General features: G+C 32.0%; 17 protein-coding genes and 1 pseudogene. 11 read left to right on the top strand and 7 right to left on the bottom strand.

The features are described from left to right. The first annotated feature begins 2 nt into the window (after positions 1 to 2). A complete protein-coding gene (locus tag G0Q09_RS07470) occupies positions 3 to 581 on the top strand; it encodes a TlpA family protein disulfide reductase (protein WP_257468110.1) in 579 nt (192 codons plus the stop codon). A gap of 76 nt (positions 582 to 657) precedes the next feature. Here G0Q09_RS07470 and G0Q09_RS07465 read toward each other — a convergent pair whose 3' ends face one another. Genes G0Q09_RS07465 through G0Q09_RS07450 form a run of 4 tightly spaced genes read right to left on the bottom strand, consistent with a single transcriptional unit; the run spans position 658 to position 4,777 of the window. Then, entirely contained in the window at positions 658 to 2,907 is a 2,250-nt protein-coding gene (locus tag G0Q09_RS07465) for a multicopper oxidase domain-containing protein (protein WP_219034434.1), read from the bottom strand. Positions 2,908 to 2,919: 12 nt separating this feature from the next. Continuing rightward, positions 2,920 to 3,348 (bottom strand): hypothetical protein, encoded by a 429-nt coding sequence (locus G0Q09_RS07460; protein WP_371875732.1) that lies wholly within the window; start codon positions 3,346 to 3,348, stop codon positions 2,920 to 2,922. 21 nt (positions 3,349 to 3,369) lie between these two features. Further along, positions 3,370 to 4,194, bottom strand: a complete 825-nt coding sequence (locus G0Q09_RS07455; protein WP_219034432.1) for a DUF3347 domain-containing protein — start codon at positions 4,192 to 4,194, stop codon at positions 3,370 to 3,372. Positions 4,195 to 4,204: 10 nt separating this feature from the next. Next, positions 4,205 to 4,777 carry a helix-turn-helix domain-containing protein gene (locus G0Q09_RS07450; protein ID WP_180906139.1) on the bottom strand — a complete coding sequence of 191 codons (573 nt, stop codon included), beginning with the start codon at positions 4,775 to 4,777 and terminating at the stop codon, positions 4,205 to 4,207. Positions 4,778 to 4,992: 215 nt separating this feature from the next. Between G0Q09_RS07450 and G0Q09_RS07445 the strand changes: the two genes are divergently transcribed. From G0Q09_RS07445 to G0Q09_RS07420, 6 genes and pseudogenes are all read left to right on the top strand, one after another. Further along, positions 4,993 to 5,619 carry a hypothetical protein gene (locus G0Q09_RS07445; protein ID WP_219034431.1) on the top strand — a complete coding sequence of 209 codons (627 nt, stop codon included), beginning with the start codon at positions 4,993 to 4,995 and terminating at the stop codon, positions 5,617 to 5,619. Continuing rightward, on the top strand, positions 5,620 to 6,180 hold the full coding sequence (locus G0Q09_RS07440; RefSeq protein ID WP_219034430.1) for a DUF4256 domain-containing protein: 561 nt from the start codon (positions 5,620 to 5,622) through the stop codon (positions 6,178 to 6,180). Positions 6,181 to 6,447: 267 nt separating this feature from the next. After that, positions 6,448 to 7,317, top strand: coding sequence for a heme/hemin ABC transporter substrate-binding protein (locus G0Q09_RS07435; RefSeq protein WP_219034429.1), 870 nt, complete (start codon positions 6,448 to 6,450; stop codon positions 7,315 to 7,317). Between the two features lie 16 nt (positions 7,318 to 7,333). Beyond that, entirely contained in the window at positions 7,334 to 8,365 is a 1,032-nt protein-coding gene (locus tag G0Q09_RS07430) for a FecCD family ABC transporter permease (RefSeq protein WP_219034428.1), read from the top strand. After that, positions 8,365 to 9,069: pseudogene (locus tag G0Q09_RS07425) on the top strand (heme ABC transporter ATP-binding protein); the annotation flags it as partial. The gene G0Q09_RS07430 and the pseudogene G0Q09_RS07425, both read left to right, overlap by 1 nt. A gap of 81 nt (positions 9,070 to 9,150) precedes the next feature. Then, a complete protein-coding gene (locus G0Q09_RS07420) occupies positions 9,151 to 10,188 on the top strand; it encodes a hemin-degrading factor (protein WP_219034456.1) in 1,038 nt (345 codons plus the stop codon). Between the two features lie 347 nt (positions 10,189 to 10,535). Here G0Q09_RS07420 and G0Q09_RS07415 read toward each other — a convergent pair whose 3' ends face one another. The 3 genes from G0Q09_RS07415 to G0Q09_RS07405 form a co-directional block, all read right to left on the bottom strand. Beyond that, a complete protein-coding gene (locus G0Q09_RS07415; RefSeq protein WP_219034427.1) occupies positions 10,536 to 11,783 on the bottom strand; it encodes a T9SS type A sorting domain-containing protein in 1,248 nt (415 codons plus the stop codon). Between the two features lie 123 nt (positions 11,784 to 11,906). Further along, positions 11,907 to 13,301, bottom strand: a complete 1,395-nt coding sequence (locus G0Q09_RS07410) for an HmuY family protein (RefSeq protein ID WP_219034426.1) — start codon at positions 13,299 to 13,301, stop codon at positions 11,907 to 11,909. A gap of 10 nt (positions 13,302 to 13,311) precedes the next feature. After that, positions 13,312 to 15,453 (bottom strand): TonB-dependent receptor plug domain-containing protein, encoded by a 2,142-nt coding sequence (locus tag G0Q09_RS07405; protein WP_219034425.1) that lies wholly within the window; start codon positions 15,451 to 15,453, stop codon positions 13,312 to 13,314. 149 nt (positions 15,454 to 15,602) lie between these two features. Between G0Q09_RS07405 and G0Q09_RS07400 the strand changes: the two genes are divergently transcribed. From G0Q09_RS07400 to G0Q09_RS07385, 4 genes are all read left to right on the top strand, one after another. Next, entirely contained in the window at positions 15,603 to 16,202 is a 600-nt protein-coding gene (locus G0Q09_RS07400; protein ID WP_371875733.1) for an outer membrane beta-barrel protein, read from the top strand. Positions 16,203 to 16,328: 126 nt separating this feature from the next. After that, positions 16,329 to 17,168, top strand: coding sequence for an AraC family transcriptional regulator (locus tag G0Q09_RS07395; protein ID WP_219034424.1), 840 nt, complete (start codon positions 16,329 to 16,331; stop codon positions 17,166 to 17,168). A gap of 66 nt (positions 17,169 to 17,234) precedes the next feature. Further along, positions 17,235 to 19,604 carry a TonB-dependent receptor domain-containing protein gene (locus tag G0Q09_RS07390; protein ID WP_219034423.1) on the top strand — a complete coding sequence of 790 codons (2,370 nt, stop codon included), beginning with the start codon at positions 17,235 to 17,237 and terminating at the stop codon, positions 19,602 to 19,604. A 157-nt stretch (positions 19,605 to 19,761) separates the two neighbouring features. After that, positions 19,762 to 20,316 (top strand): hypothetical protein, encoded by a 555-nt coding sequence (locus G0Q09_RS07385; protein WP_219034422.1) that lies wholly within the window; start codon positions 19,762 to 19,764, stop codon positions 20,314 to 20,316. Positions 20,317 to 20,476 lie beyond the last annotated feature (160 nt).

Here is a 20,476-nt window from a genome sequence, read left to right as displayed (position 1 = left end):
CAATGTTAAAAAGAAATTATTCAACAATTATCATAGGAGCGCTGGCTTTGGTCTTACTTTTTGTGCCAGAAGCAAAAGCAATGATGCAACAAGGTTTAATGAAATTAGGCTTATTTGAACCGAAATTAGAAAAAGTTGAACCAACAACTCAACCAAAATCTGAAGCGAATTATACGTTCGAAATGGTGTATGCTGATGGAAAATCTGTCAATATGGAAGATTTGAAAGGTAAAGTTGTTTTCATGAATTTTTGGGCAACTTGGTGTCCGCCTTGTATCGCGGAAATGCCATCAATTCAAAAACTTTATGATAAAGTAAAAGATGATAACGAAATCGTTATTTTGACGGTTGAAGTAGAAGGAAAACGTGATAAAGTAGCAAAATTTATGGAACGTAAAAATTTATCGTTGCCTGTAGTTTATCCAAATTCATCTATTCCTACTGAGTTTTTTAATGGTTCGTTACCAACAACAGTTATTTTAGACAAGAAAGGAAATATTGCACATACAACAATGGGAATGGCGGATTATTCTGGACAAGATATTGTTGATTTCTTAAATGAACTGAAAGCGATGGATTAATCATTCAACATCATCTAAAAACAAAAAGCTTCAAGAAAATTCTCGAAGCTTTTTATGTTTTATACTATTTATATTTCTAATAAACTAACCTCAATCCTACACCGAATCCCATATCGCTATCGTAATGAGTTCTGATGTGCATATTTCTGTTCAAGATATAGCTCAACTCGCCCATATATTCTTTATCTGTATTCCACATAAAACCAGCGCGAACTCGTTTTGAAATTGGAATATCCTCTCTCATCAGTTGCAAACGAACTTTTCCTGTTTGATAAATTTCGGTCTGAAAATCAATTAACATTGGTAATTTATACACAAAACCAGCACTGAATAATCCTTTGTTTCTATCTGTTTTTTGACCAAAAATATTCTTTTCTACAATTCCATGTTTTGTTAAAATTTTGTGTTGATTCCAATCAAAACCTACAAAAACCTGAAACCATTGATTTCGATCTATAAAACGTCCCAAATGTGTTTCCACTTCATAACCGTGTTCTGGTTTGTAACCTATACTCCATTCCGAAGTCAATGCCCAACGCGCATCTTGCACCATCAACATACCATCTAAACCATTTGTTGCAAAATCATTTTCTGCCATTACATGCTTCATATTACTTTCCATTTGCAACATTTTATACGCATGTTTTTTGTTTGGTAAATTTGGATTTTGATAATCTCCAACTTCAAAAACGCGGTTCATTCCGCCCATCATGTGATACAAAATATGGCAATGAAAAAACCAATCTCCTTCTGTATTCGCATCAAATTCGATCACATTTGTTTCCATCGGCATAATATCCAATACATTTTTCAGCGGAGAATATTCACCATTTTTATTGATGACACGGAAATCGAAACCATGTAAATGCATCGGATGACGCATCATCGAATTGTTGTATAAGGTAATACGCAGAATTTCGCCTTTTTTGACTGGAATTTTATCCGATTCCGAAAACACTTTGTTATCCATACTCCACACATAACGATTCATATTTCCTGTTAATTCGAAACGCATTTCTTTTATTGGAGCATCTTTCGGAAGTGTTGTGTTTTCAGGCGCTTTCAGCATTCCATAATTTAAAGTGGTAATGTTTGAGGATGTATTTCCATGCGAAGAATGATCCATTTCAACCATTTCTGAATGATTTTCAACAGAATCTTTCTTTGATTTTTTGGATTTCTTTTTCGCTTCGCCAGAAATTTCAGGATACATCACGGTGTTCATGTCCATTTGCTGTAAGCTCATTTTCATTCCCATATCGTTCATTGTTCCGTTCATATTCATCATGTCGTTCATCATCTTCATTCCTTCAAAATACTTCAATTTCGGAAGTGGTTCCATCAATTGTTTCTTTCCTTCACCAATGAACAACGAAGCCGAACCCGTTCTATCCTCAGAAGTAGCCTGAAATTCATACGACAAACCACCTTCAGGAACCGTAACTACGATATCGTACGTTTCGGAAACGCCAATAATCAAACGATCAACTTCTAAAGGTTCTACGTCATTTCCATCATTTGCTACAACCGTAATTTTGCCACCTGCATAACGCAACCAAAAATAAGTGGATGCACCACCGTTCGAAATTCGTAAACGTACTTTATCACCAGCTTTGAATTGTTTCAGTTGACTTTCATTCTGCGCATTTATCAAGAATTTTTCGTAATAAACATCGCTTACATCCATTGCCAGCATACGTTTCCATTCGTTGGTAATTTTTGTTTTGAAATGACCTTCACGAATTGCTTCAGCATAACTTTGCGTAGAACCTTTTTTGATTCCCGCCCAATCGTTTGCATTGTGCAACATTCGTTGAATATTTTTTGGATTAAGATCTGTCCATTCGCTCAACATCACAGGAATTGTAGGTAAATCATCAATTCCTTTTCGGAAAGTTGGATCGTTTTCGCGTTTCTTCAAAATCATCGAACCGTACATCCCGATTTGTTCTTGATACCCCGAATGACTGTGGTACCAATGCGTTCCGTTCTGAATAATCGGAAATGAATACGTGTACGTTTCACCAGGTTTGATTCCCATCTGCGTCAACATCGGAACTCCATCTTCCTTATTCGGCAACCACACGCCGTGCCAATGCAACGAAGTATCTTCATTCAATTTATTATGTACTCGAATTACCGCTGTATCGCCTTCCGTAAACTCTAAAGTAGGCATCGGAATTTGACCATTTACTGAGATTGCTCTTTTCTCTTTTCCAGAAAAATTAACAATGGTATCACGTACATATAAATCGTATTCCACACGTTTTTGCGCATGCAAAGCAATCGCCGACGGAATAAAAAGCAAACAAAGTAATTTCCTCATGTGAATGATTTATTATAACTGACTAAACTTCTTATAATTCTCCTCGTTTTCGAAATAATCAACATTTCCTTGCTGATCTTTCAAAACGATATACGCATTTGCTTTATCAATCTCTTTTCCTGTAAAAGGATCTTTTGCTTTACGCGCAGTTTCATCATTCGGAATTCTTTCTACACACATCTTACAACATCCATAATAGGTTTTTCCATCATAAGGAACTTCGAACTGATCTTTGCCCATATATGCATTGTTCACCATACAAACTTGCTTATTCGGAACCTTATCTCCAACATTGTAAGCCGTTGTTTGCGAAGGTTGCATCATATCTGACATCTGTTCTTCATGAACAGTAACTGTTGGTTCTTCTGTTTTATTTTGACAAGATATTAATGCAAAAACACTTAATATTGAAACACCTAAAACTATCTTTAAATTCTTCATTTTCATTCTATTTTTTAATTATTATTTCAATGTTTCAACTGTGCTTCCGCATGTCAACATCATATTTCCGTAGAAAGGATTTTTAATAGCTGATTCTTTACTCAACCAATTCGAACCGCCGTTAAACATTGGACAATTTTGATAATAAACTGTATATCCAAGATTTGTTTTTTGAGCTAATTTGTACATTCGCGCTGATAATTTTGCAAAAGTTGTACGTTGTTTTTCAATATTTTTTTCTTGCGATAATTGCTTCGAAGTTGTTTCTAAATCATTCAAAACTTCCATCCAAACCATATGCAATTCATGCGAAAGTTTACCCATTTCTACAGTAGAAATTGATTTAGTAAATGCTGTAATTTGTTTCGAAATTTCACTTTCATTTGCTTTTACAAAAGCATCTTTCAACGAAAAGTAAATATCAAAAACTTGTGACAATTGATTTTTTTGTTGAGAAGCTTCAGTTTGATTATGAGTAGAATGATCCATTTCTTGATGGTTCATCAACATTTTTTTATCCCGAGAATATTGACAATCTTTTTCCAATTTTGCATAAGCTTCATCAGGCGCCATATACTCTGAGTTATCAAAACCTGCTAGCGCAATATTTTTCAAGATTTCGTTCGAATTTGTTTTTGCTTTATTATATGAAATCGAAGCTGTTTGAGTCGTTGTGTCAAAATCTACTTTCGAAATTCGAGGTTGATTTCCTGCTTTTTCAATTAATTCTTTTGCATTTGCACAACTTCCTTTCACTTGAAATTGTTTGGTTTCTTGATTTTTAAATTGTGCATTTGCAGCAAAAGCAAGAAAACTTCCGATGATTAAAAAACTATACTTTTTCATGATTTTTAATTTAGATTTTATCAATTGGTCGACGCGTATGTTTGCTCAATTGTTTAAAAACAGAAGGCGTTAAACCAGTTACTTTTTTGAATTGTGCACTAAGATGTGCTACACTCGAATAATTCAATTGAAATGCTATTTCACTCAACGATAATTCATCATAAATCATTAATTCTTTGACTTTTTCTATCTTTTGTTGAATAAAATATTTCTCAATTGTTTGCCCTTCCATTTCCGAAAAAAGATTCGAAATATATTTATAATCTAACTTCGTTTGTTCGCTCAAATAATCAGATAAATTGACTTTCAGTTCGTTATTTTCTTGATGAACCAATTGAATAATCAATGTTTTGATTTGTTCAATCAACTTACTGCGTTTATCATCGATTAATTCAAAACCAACTTCTTCCAATTCATTTCGAACCAATTCTAATTGATCAGCATCAATCGGATTTTTCAATTCAACTTCTCCCAATTCGATATGATTTGTTTCGATGTTATTCATCTTCAAAATTCGTCCAACCACTACTTTACAGCGATGACAAACCATATTTTTTATAAATAATTTACTTGTATTTTCCATAATATATTCTTCGAAATTGAGCGATTTAATCCACTTAAATTTACAAAATCTTATGTTACAAATTTCGTACAACTTCATTTCAAAAGATTATACAATTTGGAAGATGATATATATAATTTTCAGATTAATCATTTTTCATTAACCTATTCTTGATAAATGAATTACCAAAATCATCTGTTTTTTGAATATATTTGATAATAATAAAATCACTTAAAATGAAAGCTACCAAAACTCTAACATTTATTCTTACAATAAGTTTATGTTCTATTTTTTCATGTTCAAAAAAAGAAGAAATTACAAATACGAATAAACAAGTCAAAAATGAAACAGATCATAATTCTGATTCATTTAATATAGAAAACATTCCAGTTTCTAATGTAAACTTCAGTGAATTTGGAGAATTTCCACATATTGGAATTCCTGAAAATGTGAAATTTACTAACTCTCCATTAGAAAATGAAACTGGTGAAATCTATTTCCCTATTGGTAAGAAAAATGATTTTGTCAAATTAACTGGTAAAACTTTTAAAGCATTTTTAAGCAAAAAAGATAATGATACAAAAGATTGGTCTGTTGAAGAAATTACTCAAAACTTTGATGATAATATAAAAAAACTTGGTGGTGTTTTAATTTTTAATGGAAAGTTGACAAATGAACAAACTGACTATCTTAACAATAATGATAAAACTTTAGGCGAAGAAGGTTCTATTGATTATTGGAACGAACCTGTAAGAGTTTATGCCATTAGAAGTGCGAAAGGAGATAATATTTACGTTCAATTATCTCTTAATTCGGCTAGTGGTGCCATTCAAATATTACAAGAAAAATCAAAAAATAAATAAATGCCTCAAAAAGAACTAACTCCGTCAGAACAAAATAACTGCATTCAAATTTTGAAAGAGCGTTTTGAGAAAAATATGCACAGACATCAAGATTTGGATTGGCTAAAAATTGAAGAGAAAATCATTAATCAACCTGAAAAAATTTGGTCTTTGCATCAAATGGAAATCACTGGTGGTGAACCTGATGTTATTTTTTATGAGGATAAAACAGACGAGTATTATATTGTAGATTGTTCGGCAGAAAGTCCGAAAGAGCGTAGAAGTTTGGCGTATGATTACGAAGGACAGACGTCTCGCAAAGAACATCAACCAAAAAATAATGCGATAGATGTTGCAAAAAGCATGAAAATTGAATTATTGACCGAAGAAGAATATCGTTTCTTGCAAGCTGTAGAAATTGTCGATCAAAAAACCTCAAGTTGGTTAAAAACACCTGAAAAAATTAGAGAATTAGGCGGTGCTATATTTGGCGATTATCGTTACGGAACTGTTTTTATTTATCACAACGGCGCACAATCTTATTATGCAGCTCGTTGTTTTAGAGGAATTTTAAAAGTTTAGGTACTTTAATAATTATTGTTTACGCTCCACTTATCACCTTTCAAGAGAGGAAATATTCATTTATTTAAAACAAATCATCGCCATGTTGAACTCGTTTCAACATCACATTCTTTTTTTTGTTAGCAACAAACCTTCAAATAAAATCATTATCAATTAATCAGTTATCTATAATCACAATATTTATTTTAAATTATTCTAAATAAATATTGCCTAACTAAATCTTTTTCCTAATATTTGTATTTTAATTTAGACTTAATACAAATAATAATGAAAAAACTATTTATTTCTACTGCAATCTTAGCGCTATTAGCAAGCTGCACGAATAAAGAAGCAAAAAATGAATCGACTGAAGAAGTAAAAACAGAGAATACTATTTCGAAAGAAAAAATTGTTTCTTTAAATGGAGCGATTACTGAAATTTTAGCTGATTTAGGAGAAGAAAATAACCTTGTTGGTGTTGATGTAACAAGTACTTACCCTACTTCTGTAAAGGAAAAAGCGACAGATTTGGGACATACTCGTTCTTTGTCAATCGAGGCTTTATTGGCTTTGAAACCAACAAAAGTATATGCAACGGATAAAGACTTGAATCCAGAACAAATTGCACAACTAAAAAATGCTGGAATTCAGACTGAAATTGTAAAACAAGATTATTCAGTTGAAGGAACGAAAGAGTTAGTAAAAACGGTTGCAACTTCTCTAAATAAACAAGATTTTGATGCTATTACTACTAAAATTGATACAGATTTAAAAGCTGTAAAACCTTTGGCTACAAAACCAAAAGTATTGTTCATTTACGCTCGTGGAGCAGGAAATTTGATGGTTGCTGGAACAAACACACCAATGGAAAAAATTATTGGAATTGCTGGTGGACAAAATGCCATTACAGAATTTGAAGATTTCAAACCATTAACACCAGAAGCAGTTGTAAAATCAAATCCTGATTATATTTTGATGTTTGACAAAGGCTTAGAAAGTATTGGTGGCGTTGACGGCGTATTAAAATTAGAAGGTGTAGCTTCTACAAATGCAGGAAAAAACAAAAAAATCATCGCGATGGATGGTCAATTGGTTTCTGGATTTGGACCACGTGTCGGGCAAGCAGCAGCGCAATTAAATCAATTACTTCAAAAATAAAAAAGTCTAAAACAATATGTATCCGCAAATCAGAATACATCTTTCTTTGTTAAGTTTAAGCATCTTTGGTCTTGCAATTCTTGCATTATTCTTGGGTGTTTATCAATTTAACGAATCCATCCTATCCATCATCAATAAAGCGATTACCAATAGAACTGCTATCAACGACAGCGATTATTATGTGCTTTTCGATTTACGATTACCACGTATTATTATGTCTATTTTGGTAGGTGCTGGTTTGGCAGTTGCAGGAACTTGTCTACAAGGTATTTTCAAAAATCCATTGGCATCTCCAGACTTGATTGGGATTACATCAGGAAGTATTTTATTTGCTGCAATTACGATTGTTTTGGGAGGATATATCAAAGATTTTGTTCCAGAAATTATCCATTACTCATTGCTTAGTTTGATGGCATTTGTCGGCGCTATGTGTTCCACAGTTTTTGTGTATAAAATTTCTTCGCATCATCAAAAAACAAATATCACCATTTTGTTATTGGCTGGTGTTGCAATTTCTGCGCTTTGCGGTTCTGCAACAGGACTTTTAACATATCTATCTACAGAAGAAGAATTACGCAATCTAACATTTTGGACATTAGGTAGCATTGCAAGTGCTAACTGGGACAAAATCTTAATTTTAGGAATTGTTATTAGCATCAGTTTTTACTTTTTAATTGGAAAAGGAAAAATATTAAACGCGATGATGTTGGGCGAAAAAGATGCTGAACATTTGGGAATTAATGTCGAGAAAACAAAAAAACAAATCATCGTTTTTTCAGCTTTATTGGTTGGTACAATTGTTTCTTTTACAGGAACAATCGGATTTGTAGGATTAATCGTTCCGTATATTTTACGTTTAATCTTCAAATCGAATTATGTTATCATTCTTCCTTTATCTGCATTTTTAGGTGCAATTTTAGTCATTGTTGCAGATACAATCAGTCGAACATTGGTTGCTCCATCCGAAATTCCAATCGGTATTTTAACTTCGTTAATGGGCGCGCCAGTTTTTATTTCAATTTTAATGAATTATAAAAAATCGTTGTAATGTTAGCGGTAGAAAATATTAATTATCAACACAAATCATTCAAGATTTTAGATACGATTTCGTTTGATGCAAAAGCAGGAAAAATGATTGCAATCGTTGGACCTAATGGTGCAGGAAAGTCATCTTTACTAAGCTATATCGCAAATGAAATTGAACCAAATGCTAACCTAATTCGACTAAAAGATATTGCCTTAAAAAATTGGAAAAAAGAAGATTTACCGCAACATAAAGCAAAGTTTTCGCAACATCAACCAACTGATATTCCGCTTACAGTGAAGGAAGTTGTATTGATGGGACGTTATCCATATTTCCAAAATTCACCTCAACAACAAGACATCAATTCAGTTGATTATTGGATGACCAAAACCGATATCAATCATTTAAAAGACAGGGATTACATTCATCTTTCTGGTGGCGAAAAACAGCGTGTACATTTGGCGCGCGTTTTTGTGCAATTGGAAAATGAAGTCAATCAAAAACTACTATTATTAGACGAACCTTTGAATAATTTGGACGTTTCTCATCAATTTAATTTGTTAGAAATTCTAAATGATTTTAAACAAAAAGGAAACCTAGTAATTTTGGTGATGCACGACCTTAATTTGGCTTCTCAGTTTGCTGATGAAGTGATCTTAATGAACAAAGGAAAAATTGTTTATCAAGATAGTCCAGAAAAGGTTTTCCAACCAGAAATCATTTCCAAAATTTATAGATTTCCTTGTACCATTTGTAAAAATCCAATCGACCAAAAACCACTTATTTTATTCGGTAAAAAAACAATTACAATGAACACACTTACAGATTTAAAACAACAATGGAAAGATTTGAAAGCAAATCAACCTAAAATTAGAATACGTAACGCAGCGAAAGAACTTAGCGTTAGCGAAATGGAACTTTTAGCAACACAATTAGGCGATAATGTCACAAAATTAAAACCTGAATTTGCTGCGATTTTACAAGAAATAGAATCACTTGGAAAAGTGATGGCTTTGACGCGCAACAACGAATGTGTACACGAACGCAAAGGTATTTACCTAAATCCTGATTTTTCTTCACCTCACGCACAACTTTTTGTTGGGGAAGATATTGATATGCGAATTTTCTTGAATCACTGGAAAACCGCTTTTGCAGTTGTAGAGAAATCTGAACATGGAGAACGCAAAAGTTTACAATTTTTCGGAAAAGATGGCGAAGCAATTCACAAAATATATTTAGTTCCGCAAAGTAATGTAGAAGCGTTTGATGCATTGGTTGAGAAATACAAAAACGAAGACCAACAAACAATTCCTACAACAGAAATCATCGAAAATAAAGTTACAGAAAATCCTGATAACGAAATTGATGTTGAAGGTTTTCAACAAGCTTGGGTTGAGTTGAAAGACACGCATAATTTCTTTATGATGTTGCGCAAATTCGGCGTTACACGTACACAAGCATTGCGTTTGGCTCCAACAGATTATCATGCAAAACAAATTTCAAATGAAGCAATTGTTCAATTCTTAGAAAAATCTGCCGAATTGCAAACACCAATCATGGTTTTCACAGGAAACAAAGGAAATATTCAGATTCATACAGGTGAAATTAAACGTACGATGTGGCACGAAAACTGGTTCAATATTTTGGATCCAGATTTTAATATGCACTTGGATATGTCAAAAATTGCCTCGACTTGGATTGTTAGAAAACCTACTGAAGACGGTATCGTAACAGCGATTGAGGTATTTAACGATAAAGGAGAAATTATTGTTCAATTCTTTGGGAAAAGAAAACCAGGTATTCCTGAATTGGAGCAATGGCGCGAAATTGTTGCTGAATTGAATTAAGAAGAATCTAACCAAATCTTATATTTCACACTAAATTTTACCCGATTAATAGAAGATGTTAATCGGGTTTTTTATTATTTTCCTTTTTCTATATAGGTATGCTTTGTATAAACAGTAGCTTATCTATCATAAGATATTCACAAAGCAAAAAGTAAAGGTTGATTTTATAATTATCAATGTACAAACAATTAAAAACAGACTTGTTTGTAATAAACCGAGGACTCGGGTAAGGATAAACAGACTTGCTTTGGAAGAATGCCTACGAAGTTATATACATCCAACTCTAATAAAAAAGGTCGTCTTTCCAGACGACCTCACACAAAGAGACAAATAAAGTACTCAAAACTTTATTTCAAAACTATTTTTTTCGTTTCAACTTTATCGGCAGATTGTATTTTTACGATGTAAATTCCAGCCGAAAGTTTACTTAATTGTATTGTTTTATTTGTAAATGATGAAGTTGGTTGATAGCTTTCCTGATGCACCAATTGTCCATTTATCGCATAAATTTGAATATTTAATGGAGACGATTTCGCTTCTTGCGAATTGTACACCAAACCAATTGTTTTCGGTTGAGAAGCGGTATAAATATCAAACTTCGTTTTGGCTAATTCTGTTGTTCCTAAATTAGCTGTTACATTTTCGTAATCGAATGTTATTTTTCCTGTAGAAGATCCTTCAAACGTTTTGAAAACCAATTTATAAATCTGATTTGTAGATGTATTTTTGATAAAATGATTAGTAGGATTCACAAAATAAGACCAACCCGATAAGGTTTTCCAATTATACCCAACTGCATTAATATCTGCTACATAAGCCGTATCATCAGCAGGATTTTCAGATTCTGTTTTAGCAACTTTTATTACATCACTTTGTAAAACTCCTGTTACAGAATACATCACAACATCACCATCATTTGTTGTAAGAGGCGTAATGTATTTTGTAAATTTTAGATCCCATTTACTTTGGTCTGGCTCTGGTGTAACTGCTTTATCAGTCAATAAACTATAGTAATTAAACAAATTGTTTGGATTTGTCTTATGAGCTAATGTAACTTTTGTATCAGCAGACCACGTTCCATTTACCAATTTAGAATACGTAAAATTATATTCGCCTAACAGAGCTGCAAAATTATCTATTTTCAATTTCACATATTCTCCTGTTGCATATTTCAAGACAAAAATGATCGAACCATTTACATAATGATTTGCAATACTATATTCTCCCCAACCGTATGTCGCAGAACCATTATTGAAAGCACCTTCTTGCCAATCTGTGTCCGAATTGTACAAAGCTGTCCACGTAGATAAATTAGCAACATCAATACTATTCCATTTTGAGACATCATTCGACGCTTCGTAAACTTCTATCCCTGCGCCATCGTTTACTCTAATTCCTGTAGACATATTCGATTTTCGATAAAATGAAATATCCCAATCGTTTCTATTTACAGAATTCGTCGATTGGTCTGCCAATCCGTAATAAACATCATTTGTATAACCAGCACCCATAGTAACTTCGCCTTTTATGGTTTGAGCATTTATTACAACAGATGTTAGAATGATTAATGCTAAAAGTGTAAATTTGTTTTTCATGATATAATAATTTTTTAATTGTTAATCAGAATTAGAACAGTCAATCCGAGAGATTACACTCTGACCCGTATGACTCGGATTGACGCATTCTAACCACTAATAATGAGTATGTTTATGATAAATTTATTTGATAAGTTTATATTCAAATTTTGGATAACCTCTCACACCAGAAGCATTCAGAAAAGCTAACATCTTAATTTTGTAATAATTATTTTCTGCATCTTTGATGATATAAAATCGATCAGAGAATAATTTTTGAGGAGCAGTAACTTGTCGCCAAGAATCACCAATTGCACGCTGATCGTCTAAAAATTTTGTTTCATCAATCATCGTTTCATTAAATTTTTCGTAGGTAATTTCATTGGTTACATCTACACGATAGGCTTTTGCACCCGCTTTCAAATTATTGACCACATAATCCGAATATCCATACGAACCATTTCCTGTAATAAGATTAGTAAAAACTGTAAAGTTTAAATCCCATTCTAATTTTGAAGGTTCAACATTTACAAGATCATTCGTCGTAAAACTGAAGTGAACAAAATTGTACGTTGTCGTTTTTGCAATTACTTTTTCTTTGTAAGTCGTATCATCCAAATCGGCATATTGCATCACATATTGCTCGTCTTTTTTGATGAATTTCACTTTTTTCCAACCGCGCGAATTTCCAGCAACAGCTGCCGAACCAACCGCAGGCGTTGAAGTTCCCACTTCGTAACCCAAATTCAGTAAATAAACTGGATTATCCGACTCTTTAATTTCCCCAATCGCTGTTTTCAAAATATCTCCAGCAGGATCGTCAACATATTCTTTGTTCGAATCTGTAAATGTACCTACCGCAACTTCGTTGATTAATTTCCCAACCGATGCTTTTGTTACTTTCGACAAATCGGTTTCGTCCAACGCTTTTACCGCCATATAAATAGAAGTATTTAACATCACGCGGAAATTTGTTCCATTATAAAACCCTAAATCCCAAGAATCTCTTTTTACCTTTGTTTGCGTTCCTTTACTTAAGTCTACATAAACTTGATATTGCTCATTTGGTCCGCCAATTTCCACATCCATTGTTCCTCCAATCGAATTTTCGAAAGAGATTTTTGTTGACGAATATCCTTGAATAATCGCTGATGGATAATCAATTTTTGTAATTTCAAACTGAATCGTTTTATCAGAACGATCAAATGGATAAATCAAATTCTTAAACGTAAAACTTGTTGACGTTTCACCTTTTTTGATTGGTATAATAATTTCTTGATTTGTAACTGCAACAGAAGTTGAATAATCAACATTATAAGTAGCTTTATCTTCGGTTATTTTAATATGAATTTGTCCATCTTGTTCTGCAACTTTAGAATAAATTAGATTTATTGTTTTCTCATTATCAATCTTACTAAAATCGATGCTTGCATCCTTAAAAGCAACAACAAAATCTTGTCCAATTGGATTGTTTTCATCATTACATGACCACAAAAAAGAAAGACTAAACAATAGGATATATATAAATATTTTTTTCATGATTTTTTGATTAATTAATTCCTAAATTGAAGGTAAGTTTAGCAAAATACGAACGTCCATATCCATACAAAATACTTGTAGAACCTTGGCTATGCGCACCATCATTTCCAGATGAACTGTTCAAATACTTTACATCAAAAAGATTTCTTGCACCAATTGTTAAACTAAGTTTTTTGTTCCAAAAACTTTGTCTTATTGACGCATCTATCCAGTTAAAAGCTTCTTGTTTACCTTTTACTAAAATTTGTTCACTTGTATTTGACGGATTATTTTTCAAGACAAATTGCTCTTGAGCTCCATTGTATTTATAGAAAAGTGAGAAAATTGTATTGGTTTTTGGCAAAGTGTACGAAACATTTGCATTGATTTGCGTTGAATAGAAATATTTATTTTTAACTGAATTTACAGCAACTGCTTCATCAATATCTTGCTTGATGCCTGTCAACGTAAAACCAACTCCTCCCGAAAATTGATGGACTTTGAATTGATTCAAATACGTAATACCTTGTACATCGTAATTATCAATATTACGATATTGATATTTCAATGGAGATTCTTCGACAACAATCAAATCAATCTTATCTTTCAGATTAATTTTCCACAACGATACTTTTTGCTCTAATGAATTATTTTCTCCGATATACCAATTCTTTTTTAAGTGAACAAAAGCAGAAACTCCTTTTTCTGGATTCAGATTTTCGTTTCCTTGCACATTATGATTGACGTCTACGAAATACGAATACATTTCCTCATAATTTGGCAAACGTGGTGAAGTACCAACAATCGCGCGCAATTCCCATTGTTTTCCAAATAGATATTTCGCACTCAAACTCATCACATACTGCTTATCAAATTGCTCCGAAAACATCACGCGAGCGCCTGGACGAAACGAAAGTTTATCATTTAGATTAATTTCAGAAGAAGCAAAAAAATCATACGTTCCTAATTTTCTTTCTATAGGTTTTTGGAAAAATTCTCCTGCCGAAGTTGAAGCAAAACCTTTTGTTTGATCGATTTCATAACCAAATTGAAAATCGAAATAATCATTTTTATTGATAAAATTGCTGAACATCCCTTTCGAATAATACACTTTTCGACTTTCATATTCGAATTTGTTTACATCATGTTCAACACCTTCAAGAATTTCATAATTATACGATTTCAATTTTCTTTTTTGTTCTTGATACGAAAACGAAACATCATAATTAATTGCTTTTCTAAATCGTCCTGAAGCATTTAAGTGATTGTAAATACGATCTGTTGTGTACACTCTATCTTTTCCAAAATAATCTACCGTCGCAGTTGGCGCATTCGGTGCAAGAGTTGGATTGGGATCGTAATACTTAGTTTCTTCGTTGAAATATTCGAATTTATAAAACAAACGATAATTGTCTTTTTTATATTGAACAAATGCCTTTGCTGCATTTTGTTCTTTTGGCAACCATTCGTATCCTCTCAATCCGTCATTATTAGGATAATTCTTTCCTTTTTTATCATCAAAAAATCCTTGAAAATCATTACGTGAAAAACTTAAATTAGCGTAGATTTTGTCTGAAAATTTATGCCCGATTTTCAAGGATTGTATATGTCTTCCTTTATTTTTCCAATTGTATTCATCTCCAATTGTTTCCTCTTGCAAAGTCGCAGAAATATCAAATTTATTCTTCCCTCCTTTTTTAGTAATAATATTGATTACTCCCGCAATAGAATTTGCTCCATATTCCACTCCCATCGCACCTTCTACGATTTCTATTTGTTGAATATCATCTAAGTTAATCTGCGTTAAATCGGTATTATTCCCTAAACCTTCGTCGTTAACTAATGGAATATTGTCCACCAAAATTTTGAAATATTGTGCATCCAAACCAAACATTTGCACCGTCGATTTTCCTGTAGAAGAACTCGGAATAATATTCATATTCAATGTTTGATTTAAAACATCTGCCAATGTGTTTCCTGCTTGTCTCTCGATCATTTCTTGCGAAATCACTTTTACTTCGTAAATAGATTTCTTGACCGATTGCGCATTATATTGCCCAGAAATCACGGTTTGTTCCAAATTAATCGTCGAATCTTTTGGAAACGAATTAATTTCTTGAGCCTGTAGAATTAGTGTTGTAAGTAAGCTTAGTAGAAAAAAGCGCCTCTTCATTTGTCCTTAATTTTATTATTTAGAATTAGTCTAATAATTAATAAGACAAATGTAAACGAATTTTTTAATTTATTTTTATTTATTCTAAATTAATTTATTGAATAGTGATAAAAATCGAGCTTCGTCTTCTAATTCTGATAAAAGAATGAATTGAAAGCTATAACCCTACTTTGCAATTAGGAATAGGTATAAATGCAACAAAGTGGCTCAACGATAAACGTGAATTAGGTGTTCGTGTCGGATTAAACGTAGAAGGTCGTGGAATGAAAACACAAGCGAAAGTAAAGAACTATTACACACAAATACAAAACGATACTGGAGCACAAACCAAAGGCTTTTTTACAGGACATGTCATTACCGAAATGGATAATGCTTATGTCTCTATGCCGGTTCTATTGGTATGGAACGCGTCTACAAAATGGAATTTATATGGCGGATTTTACTTTTCTGCCTTGATTGATAAATCTTTTTCAGGATATATTTACGATGGTGTTTTTAGAGAAGGAAGTCCAATCGGTGAACCTACAACATTTGAAAACACAGCAAAAGGTTTGTACGATTTTTCTGATTATTTAAGTCCTTTTCAATTTGGAAGCCAACTAGGAACTGAATATAAATTAAAGAATCATTTCAGTTTATTTTTTGATGTAACAATGGCTCACAAACAGGTTTTCAAAAAGAATTTCGAAGCCATTTCATTCAAAATGTATAACATATATGGAAATGCAGGATTTGCATATAATTTTTAATTCCTCAAGCATAATATTAAAATAATTCGAACTTACAGGTAACATACATCAAACAAAAGCGTCTATAGAATAGAACACGCTATCAACGTGTTATTCGCTAAAATTGATTTTATTACGTGTACGTTTATGAAAACCGAAATTATACAACCTCATCATCCTGAATTAAAAAATATCGTTCAGTATTTCATCCTTTTCAAATCTAAAAAAGATGAAAAGATTGACTATTCAACTTTCCCTAACACCAATTTGTGTCTTGCCATTTACAAACAGAATAAAATCATTCTCGAACAGAATAAAACAAACAAACATCTTTTTACCTTAAAAGGAAATGCTACATACAAAAGTTATTTATCAGGATTTCACGAATCTAATCTTAATGTAAGCATTGATGCTTCTTTAGATGAAGTTTGCATCATTTTTCATCCAGCTGCGTTACGCTTATTTACAAATATTTCGTACGATGAATTAATTAAAAGTGATGAAGTTTTCGAAATGATTTTCCCAAAATTTGCAACAGATTTTACAGAACAATTATTTGAGGAAAAGAATTCGTTGAAAAGAATTTCAATGCTCGAACATATATTATTGAAAAGCTTAAATCAAGATTATTTAAATACTAAAACTAAAGAAATCTTATACCTTATTCAACAAACAGATGATTTAAAAGTTGGCTCTTTAGCCAAACAACTTTCGGTGAATGAATCGACCTTGTATCGCCTGTTTATGAATCAAATTGGGCAAAGTCCAAAAACTTTTTTGAAAACAGTTCGATTTAGAAAAGCGCTAGATTCTATTCTCCATTTCGAAAAAGAAAAACTTACGCATATCGCTTACCAAAATAATTACACCGATCAATCTCATTTTATCCGCGATTTTAAAGAAATTACGGGACAATCACCCAATCAATTAAGAAATAAAACAAGCATTCAACAAGAACAATTGGCTTGGATTTATGCGCAACATTAAGCTGCACGATTTTTACAATTTTTTCTTTCTTCTATACTTTTTCTTTGTTATAAATAAATACAACATATGAAAAATCTTATTTTGATTAGCTGCTATTTGATTGTCTTTAGCTTTTGTTCATCAGTTTTTGGACAACAATTTTCGATAAATGGAAAAGTGATCAATCAACATGATAAAGCACTTGAATTTGCTGATATTCTTCTTTTTAAAAACGATAGTTTACTTATCAATCAAACATATACAGATAGTCTGGGATTATTCTCTATGAAAATAGATGCTGGAAATTATTCGTTTAAAATAGAACAGTTTGGCGTAGAATTTTATTCGGAAGAAATAGAAATTAAGCAAGATAAAGACTTAGGACTTATCAAAATTCAAGATGCTACAACTTTAGAAGGTGCAACGGTTACAGCAAAAAAGAAACTAATTGAACAGAAAGTTGATCGTCTGGTTTACAATATCGAAAATTCTATTGCTTCGCAAGGAATGTCTGCTTTGGACGCTTTACGAAACACACCAATGGTGAATGTACTGAATGATAATATTTCTATTGTAGGAAAAGGTAATGTTTCGGTTATGGTGAATGACAGAATGCTTAATTTATCAGGAAGCGAACTTACTAATTATCTACAATCGCTTCGTTCTGATGATATTGCGAAAATTGAAATCATTACAACTCCTCCTTCAAAATATGAAGCACAAGGAAATAGTGGAATTATTAATATTATTCTAAAGAAAAATCCTAATATTGGCTGGAGCGGGAGTGTAAATTCTTCTTATCAAAAAAATTCTTACAGTGGCTTCAGAACGGGCGGAACGCTTAATTATCAATCGAAAAAATTAAGCACTTCGTTGAAATTAAGGCAATTTGATATGGCTTATAAAGCCGTTGGAGCTCGAGATCTTTTAAGCAAAACTAACAGTGTCTACAACTCGGAAACAAGAAAAGATACGCCCGATGGTTTTGGGTTAAACTACAGCCTTGATTATAAAATAAATGAGAAACAAAACATCGGTCTTATTTACGACTATTCCAATCAGCATTATAATATGAAGACGGATGGACTAAGCCATTATGAAACAAATTCTATTATAGATTCTACATTAGTAACCCTTCAAAAACAACGTTGGACAACACCAACACATACTTTGAATACTTATTATGACATAAAATTGGACAGCATTGGTAAAAAACTAAGTTTTACAGCGAATTACTTGAACGATAGTCCTAATAAAATCAACAATTTAAATACTTTTAACAACACGAATCAGCATAATGCTATTGTTCGAAATAATAGTAAAATGAAATATGCGATTTATTCGGTACAATCAGATCTTACGCTTCCTTACAAATGGCTGAACATAGAAACTGGAGCAAAATATACACTATTGGATAACAAATCGAATGTGGAATACTATGAATTTGATGAAGCAGATTTTGTTTTGAACCCATCGAATAGCAATATTTTTCATTACAAAGAACACAATTATGCGGCTTATGTTAGCTTTCAAAAAGATTTCAATCAAAAATGGTCAGCAAAAGCTGGTTTACGATACGAATACACTTCGCTAGAAGGTTTTACACCAAATGACGAAAACAGCAGTCTGAAAAAGAACTACGGAAAATTATTTCCTACAGCTTATATCAGTTACAAACCAACTACAAATCATTCGTTCAGTATCAATTATTCCAAAAGAATAAATCGTCCCAATTTTCAATCTTTAAATCCATTCCGTTGGTACACGAATCCGTATATGTATTACACAGGAAATCCTAAATTACAACCATCATTTAATGATAATATTGAACTAAATTATTCGTACAAAGGAAAATTTACATTTGGACTTTACAATCAATTTAGCCAAAATAACACATCGAATATTGCACGTTTTTCGGACGGAATTTACAGCAATGTAATAGAAAATAGTTATGACCAAAACAGAACGGGATTCAATATTGGATATTACAACACATTTTTCAAAATTTGGGAAACCTCAATCAATGCAAATGCATCTTATACAATCACAAAACCGACCATTTCTGAATTGGAAAAACTGAAAGTTTATTCGATGTCATATACCTTTTACAACACTATTACATTAAATGAGAATAAAACGTGGTTTTTGATGCTAAACTTCTGGCATTCGCTTCCGTTCACGTATGCCAACATAAAACTGCAAGATCAATTGGAATTTTCGCCAGGCATTAAAGCTTCGTTTTTCGATAAAAAATTACAAGCTAATTTTGTGGTAAATGATGTATTCAAAACGATTAAAAACAAAGGGTATTCGTATAATGGCGATTATCGTTCGGAGTTTAATCAATACAATGATTACCGAGGTTTCAAACTTAGTTTAACATACAATTTTGGAAATAACAAAGTGAAAGAAAACAACAAAAAAGTGAATTTCGAGGAACAAAACAGAGCAAATTAAACTTAATACAAATCTCAAAAATATCAACTTAATTGTTAACCTTTAAATTTCGCCACTATTTATCAAAAAATATAAAAATAGTTATGGTGCATTCCGATGAATATGAGATATTTGTTTGATTTAACACATCAATATAAATTAACAAGAACTAAATTTAATGAAGAAAGCATTAGAAAATTATTCAATTCAATTTATCAAAGAAATTATTCCTGTAACCGTAGGTATTTTGATTGCACTGTTTATTGACAATTGGAACACAAATAGAAAAGACCAAGTGTATATTAATCAAGTTTTTTCAACGATAAAAAGTGAATTGAATGAAACAACGGAAGAAATAAAATACAATATTCCATTGCAAAATTCTTATGTTGATTCGCTTGAATACTATGCTGATAACAAAAGTGTTAACATTTTGGGTGTCACAATGAAATGTAAAGGTGTGTTTATTCCTCAGATTAAAACAAGCGCTTGGAAATCAGTTTCAACTTCCAAAATAGACTTGATAAATTATGATAAAATCACTTCTTTGTCTAATATTGAAGAACAAAAAGACATATTAAAGAACAAAACAGAATTTTTCATGAATTTCTTATACTCCAACTTTTATGAAACAGAAAAGAACAAAAAAGAAACTATCAAAATTTTAATATTAGACATTATTCAAACCGAAAAAACAATTCAACGACAAATTGATTTTTATAATAAGAAGTAAGGTGAAAGATGGATACAACTCGGATACAGAAAAGACACTATCCACAATTTTGTGTAAATAGAAATAAGATGGGTTTGACTGTTTTTACAGTTGAATCCTTTTTTCAAATATAGTTAAAAATTGATTCAAAATAATTCCCCAATTGTGAATTGGTTGTGTC

It is taken from the genome of Empedobacter falsenii (genome assembly GCF_019308355.1).
In the GTDB taxonomy this organism is placed as follows: domain Bacteria; phylum Bacteroidota; class Bacteroidia; order Flavobacteriales; family Weeksellaceae; genus Empedobacter; species Empedobacter falsenii_B.
This window is presented reverse-complemented; position numbering and strand designations above follow the sequence as displayed.

Coding starts and splice junctions, on each gene's coding strand:
- G0Q09_RS07460 (WP_371875732.1), bottom strand. CDS start 3,348: ATGAAGAATTTAAAGATAGTTTTAGGTGTTTCAATATTAAGTGTTTTT.
- G0Q09_RS07430 (WP_219034428.1), top strand. CDS start 7,334: ATGTATCCGCAAATCAGAATACATCTTTCTTTGTTAAGTTTAAGCATC.
- G0Q09_RS07465 (WP_219034434.1), bottom strand. CDS start 2,907: ATGAGGAAATTACTTTGTTTGCTTTTTATTCCGTCGGCGATTGCTTTG.
- G0Q09_RS07385 (WP_219034422.1), top strand. CDS start 19,762: ATGAAGAAAGCATTAGAAAATTATTCAATTCAATTTATCAAAGAAATT.
- G0Q09_RS07405 (WP_219034425.1), bottom strand. CDS start 15,453: ATGAAGAGGCGCTTTTTTCTACTAAGCTTACTTACAACACTAATTCTA.
- G0Q09_RS07420 (WP_219034456.1), top strand. CDS start 9,151: ATGAACACACTTACAGATTTAAAACAACAATGGAAAGATTTGAAAGCA.
- G0Q09_RS07395 (WP_219034424.1), top strand. CDS start 16,329: ATGAAAACCGAAATTATACAACCTCATCATCCTGAATTAAAAAATATC.
- G0Q09_RS07470 (WP_257468110.1), top strand. CDS start 3: ATGTTAAAAAGAAATTATTCAACAATTATCATAGGAGCGCTGGCTTTG.
- G0Q09_RS07445 (WP_219034431.1), top strand. CDS start 4,993: ATGAAAGCTACCAAAACTCTAACATTTATTCTTACAATAAGTTTATGT.
- G0Q09_RS07440 (WP_219034430.1), top strand. CDS start 5,620: ATGCCTCAAAAAGAACTAACTCCGTCAGAACAAAATAACTGCATTCAA.
- G0Q09_RS07435 (WP_219034429.1), top strand. CDS start 6,448: ATGAAAAAACTATTTATTTCTACTGCAATCTTAGCGCTATTAGCAAGC.
- G0Q09_RS07415 (WP_219034427.1), bottom strand. CDS start 11,783: ATGAAAAACAAATTTACACTTTTAGCATTAATCATTCTAACATCTGTT.
- G0Q09_RS07410 (WP_219034426.1), bottom strand. CDS start 13,301: ATGAAAAAAATATTTATATATATCCTATTGTTTAGTCTTTCTTTTTTG.
- G0Q09_RS07390 (WP_219034423.1), top strand. CDS start 17,235: ATGAAAAATCTTATTTTGATTAGCTGCTATTTGATTGTCTTTAGCTTT.
- G0Q09_RS07450 (WP_180906139.1), bottom strand. CDS start 4,777: ATGGAAAATACAAGTAAATTATTTATAAAAAATATGGTTTGTCATCGC.
- G0Q09_RS07455 (WP_219034432.1), bottom strand. CDS start 4,194: ATGAAAAAGTATAGTTTTTTAATCATCGGAAGTTTTCTTGCTTTTGCT.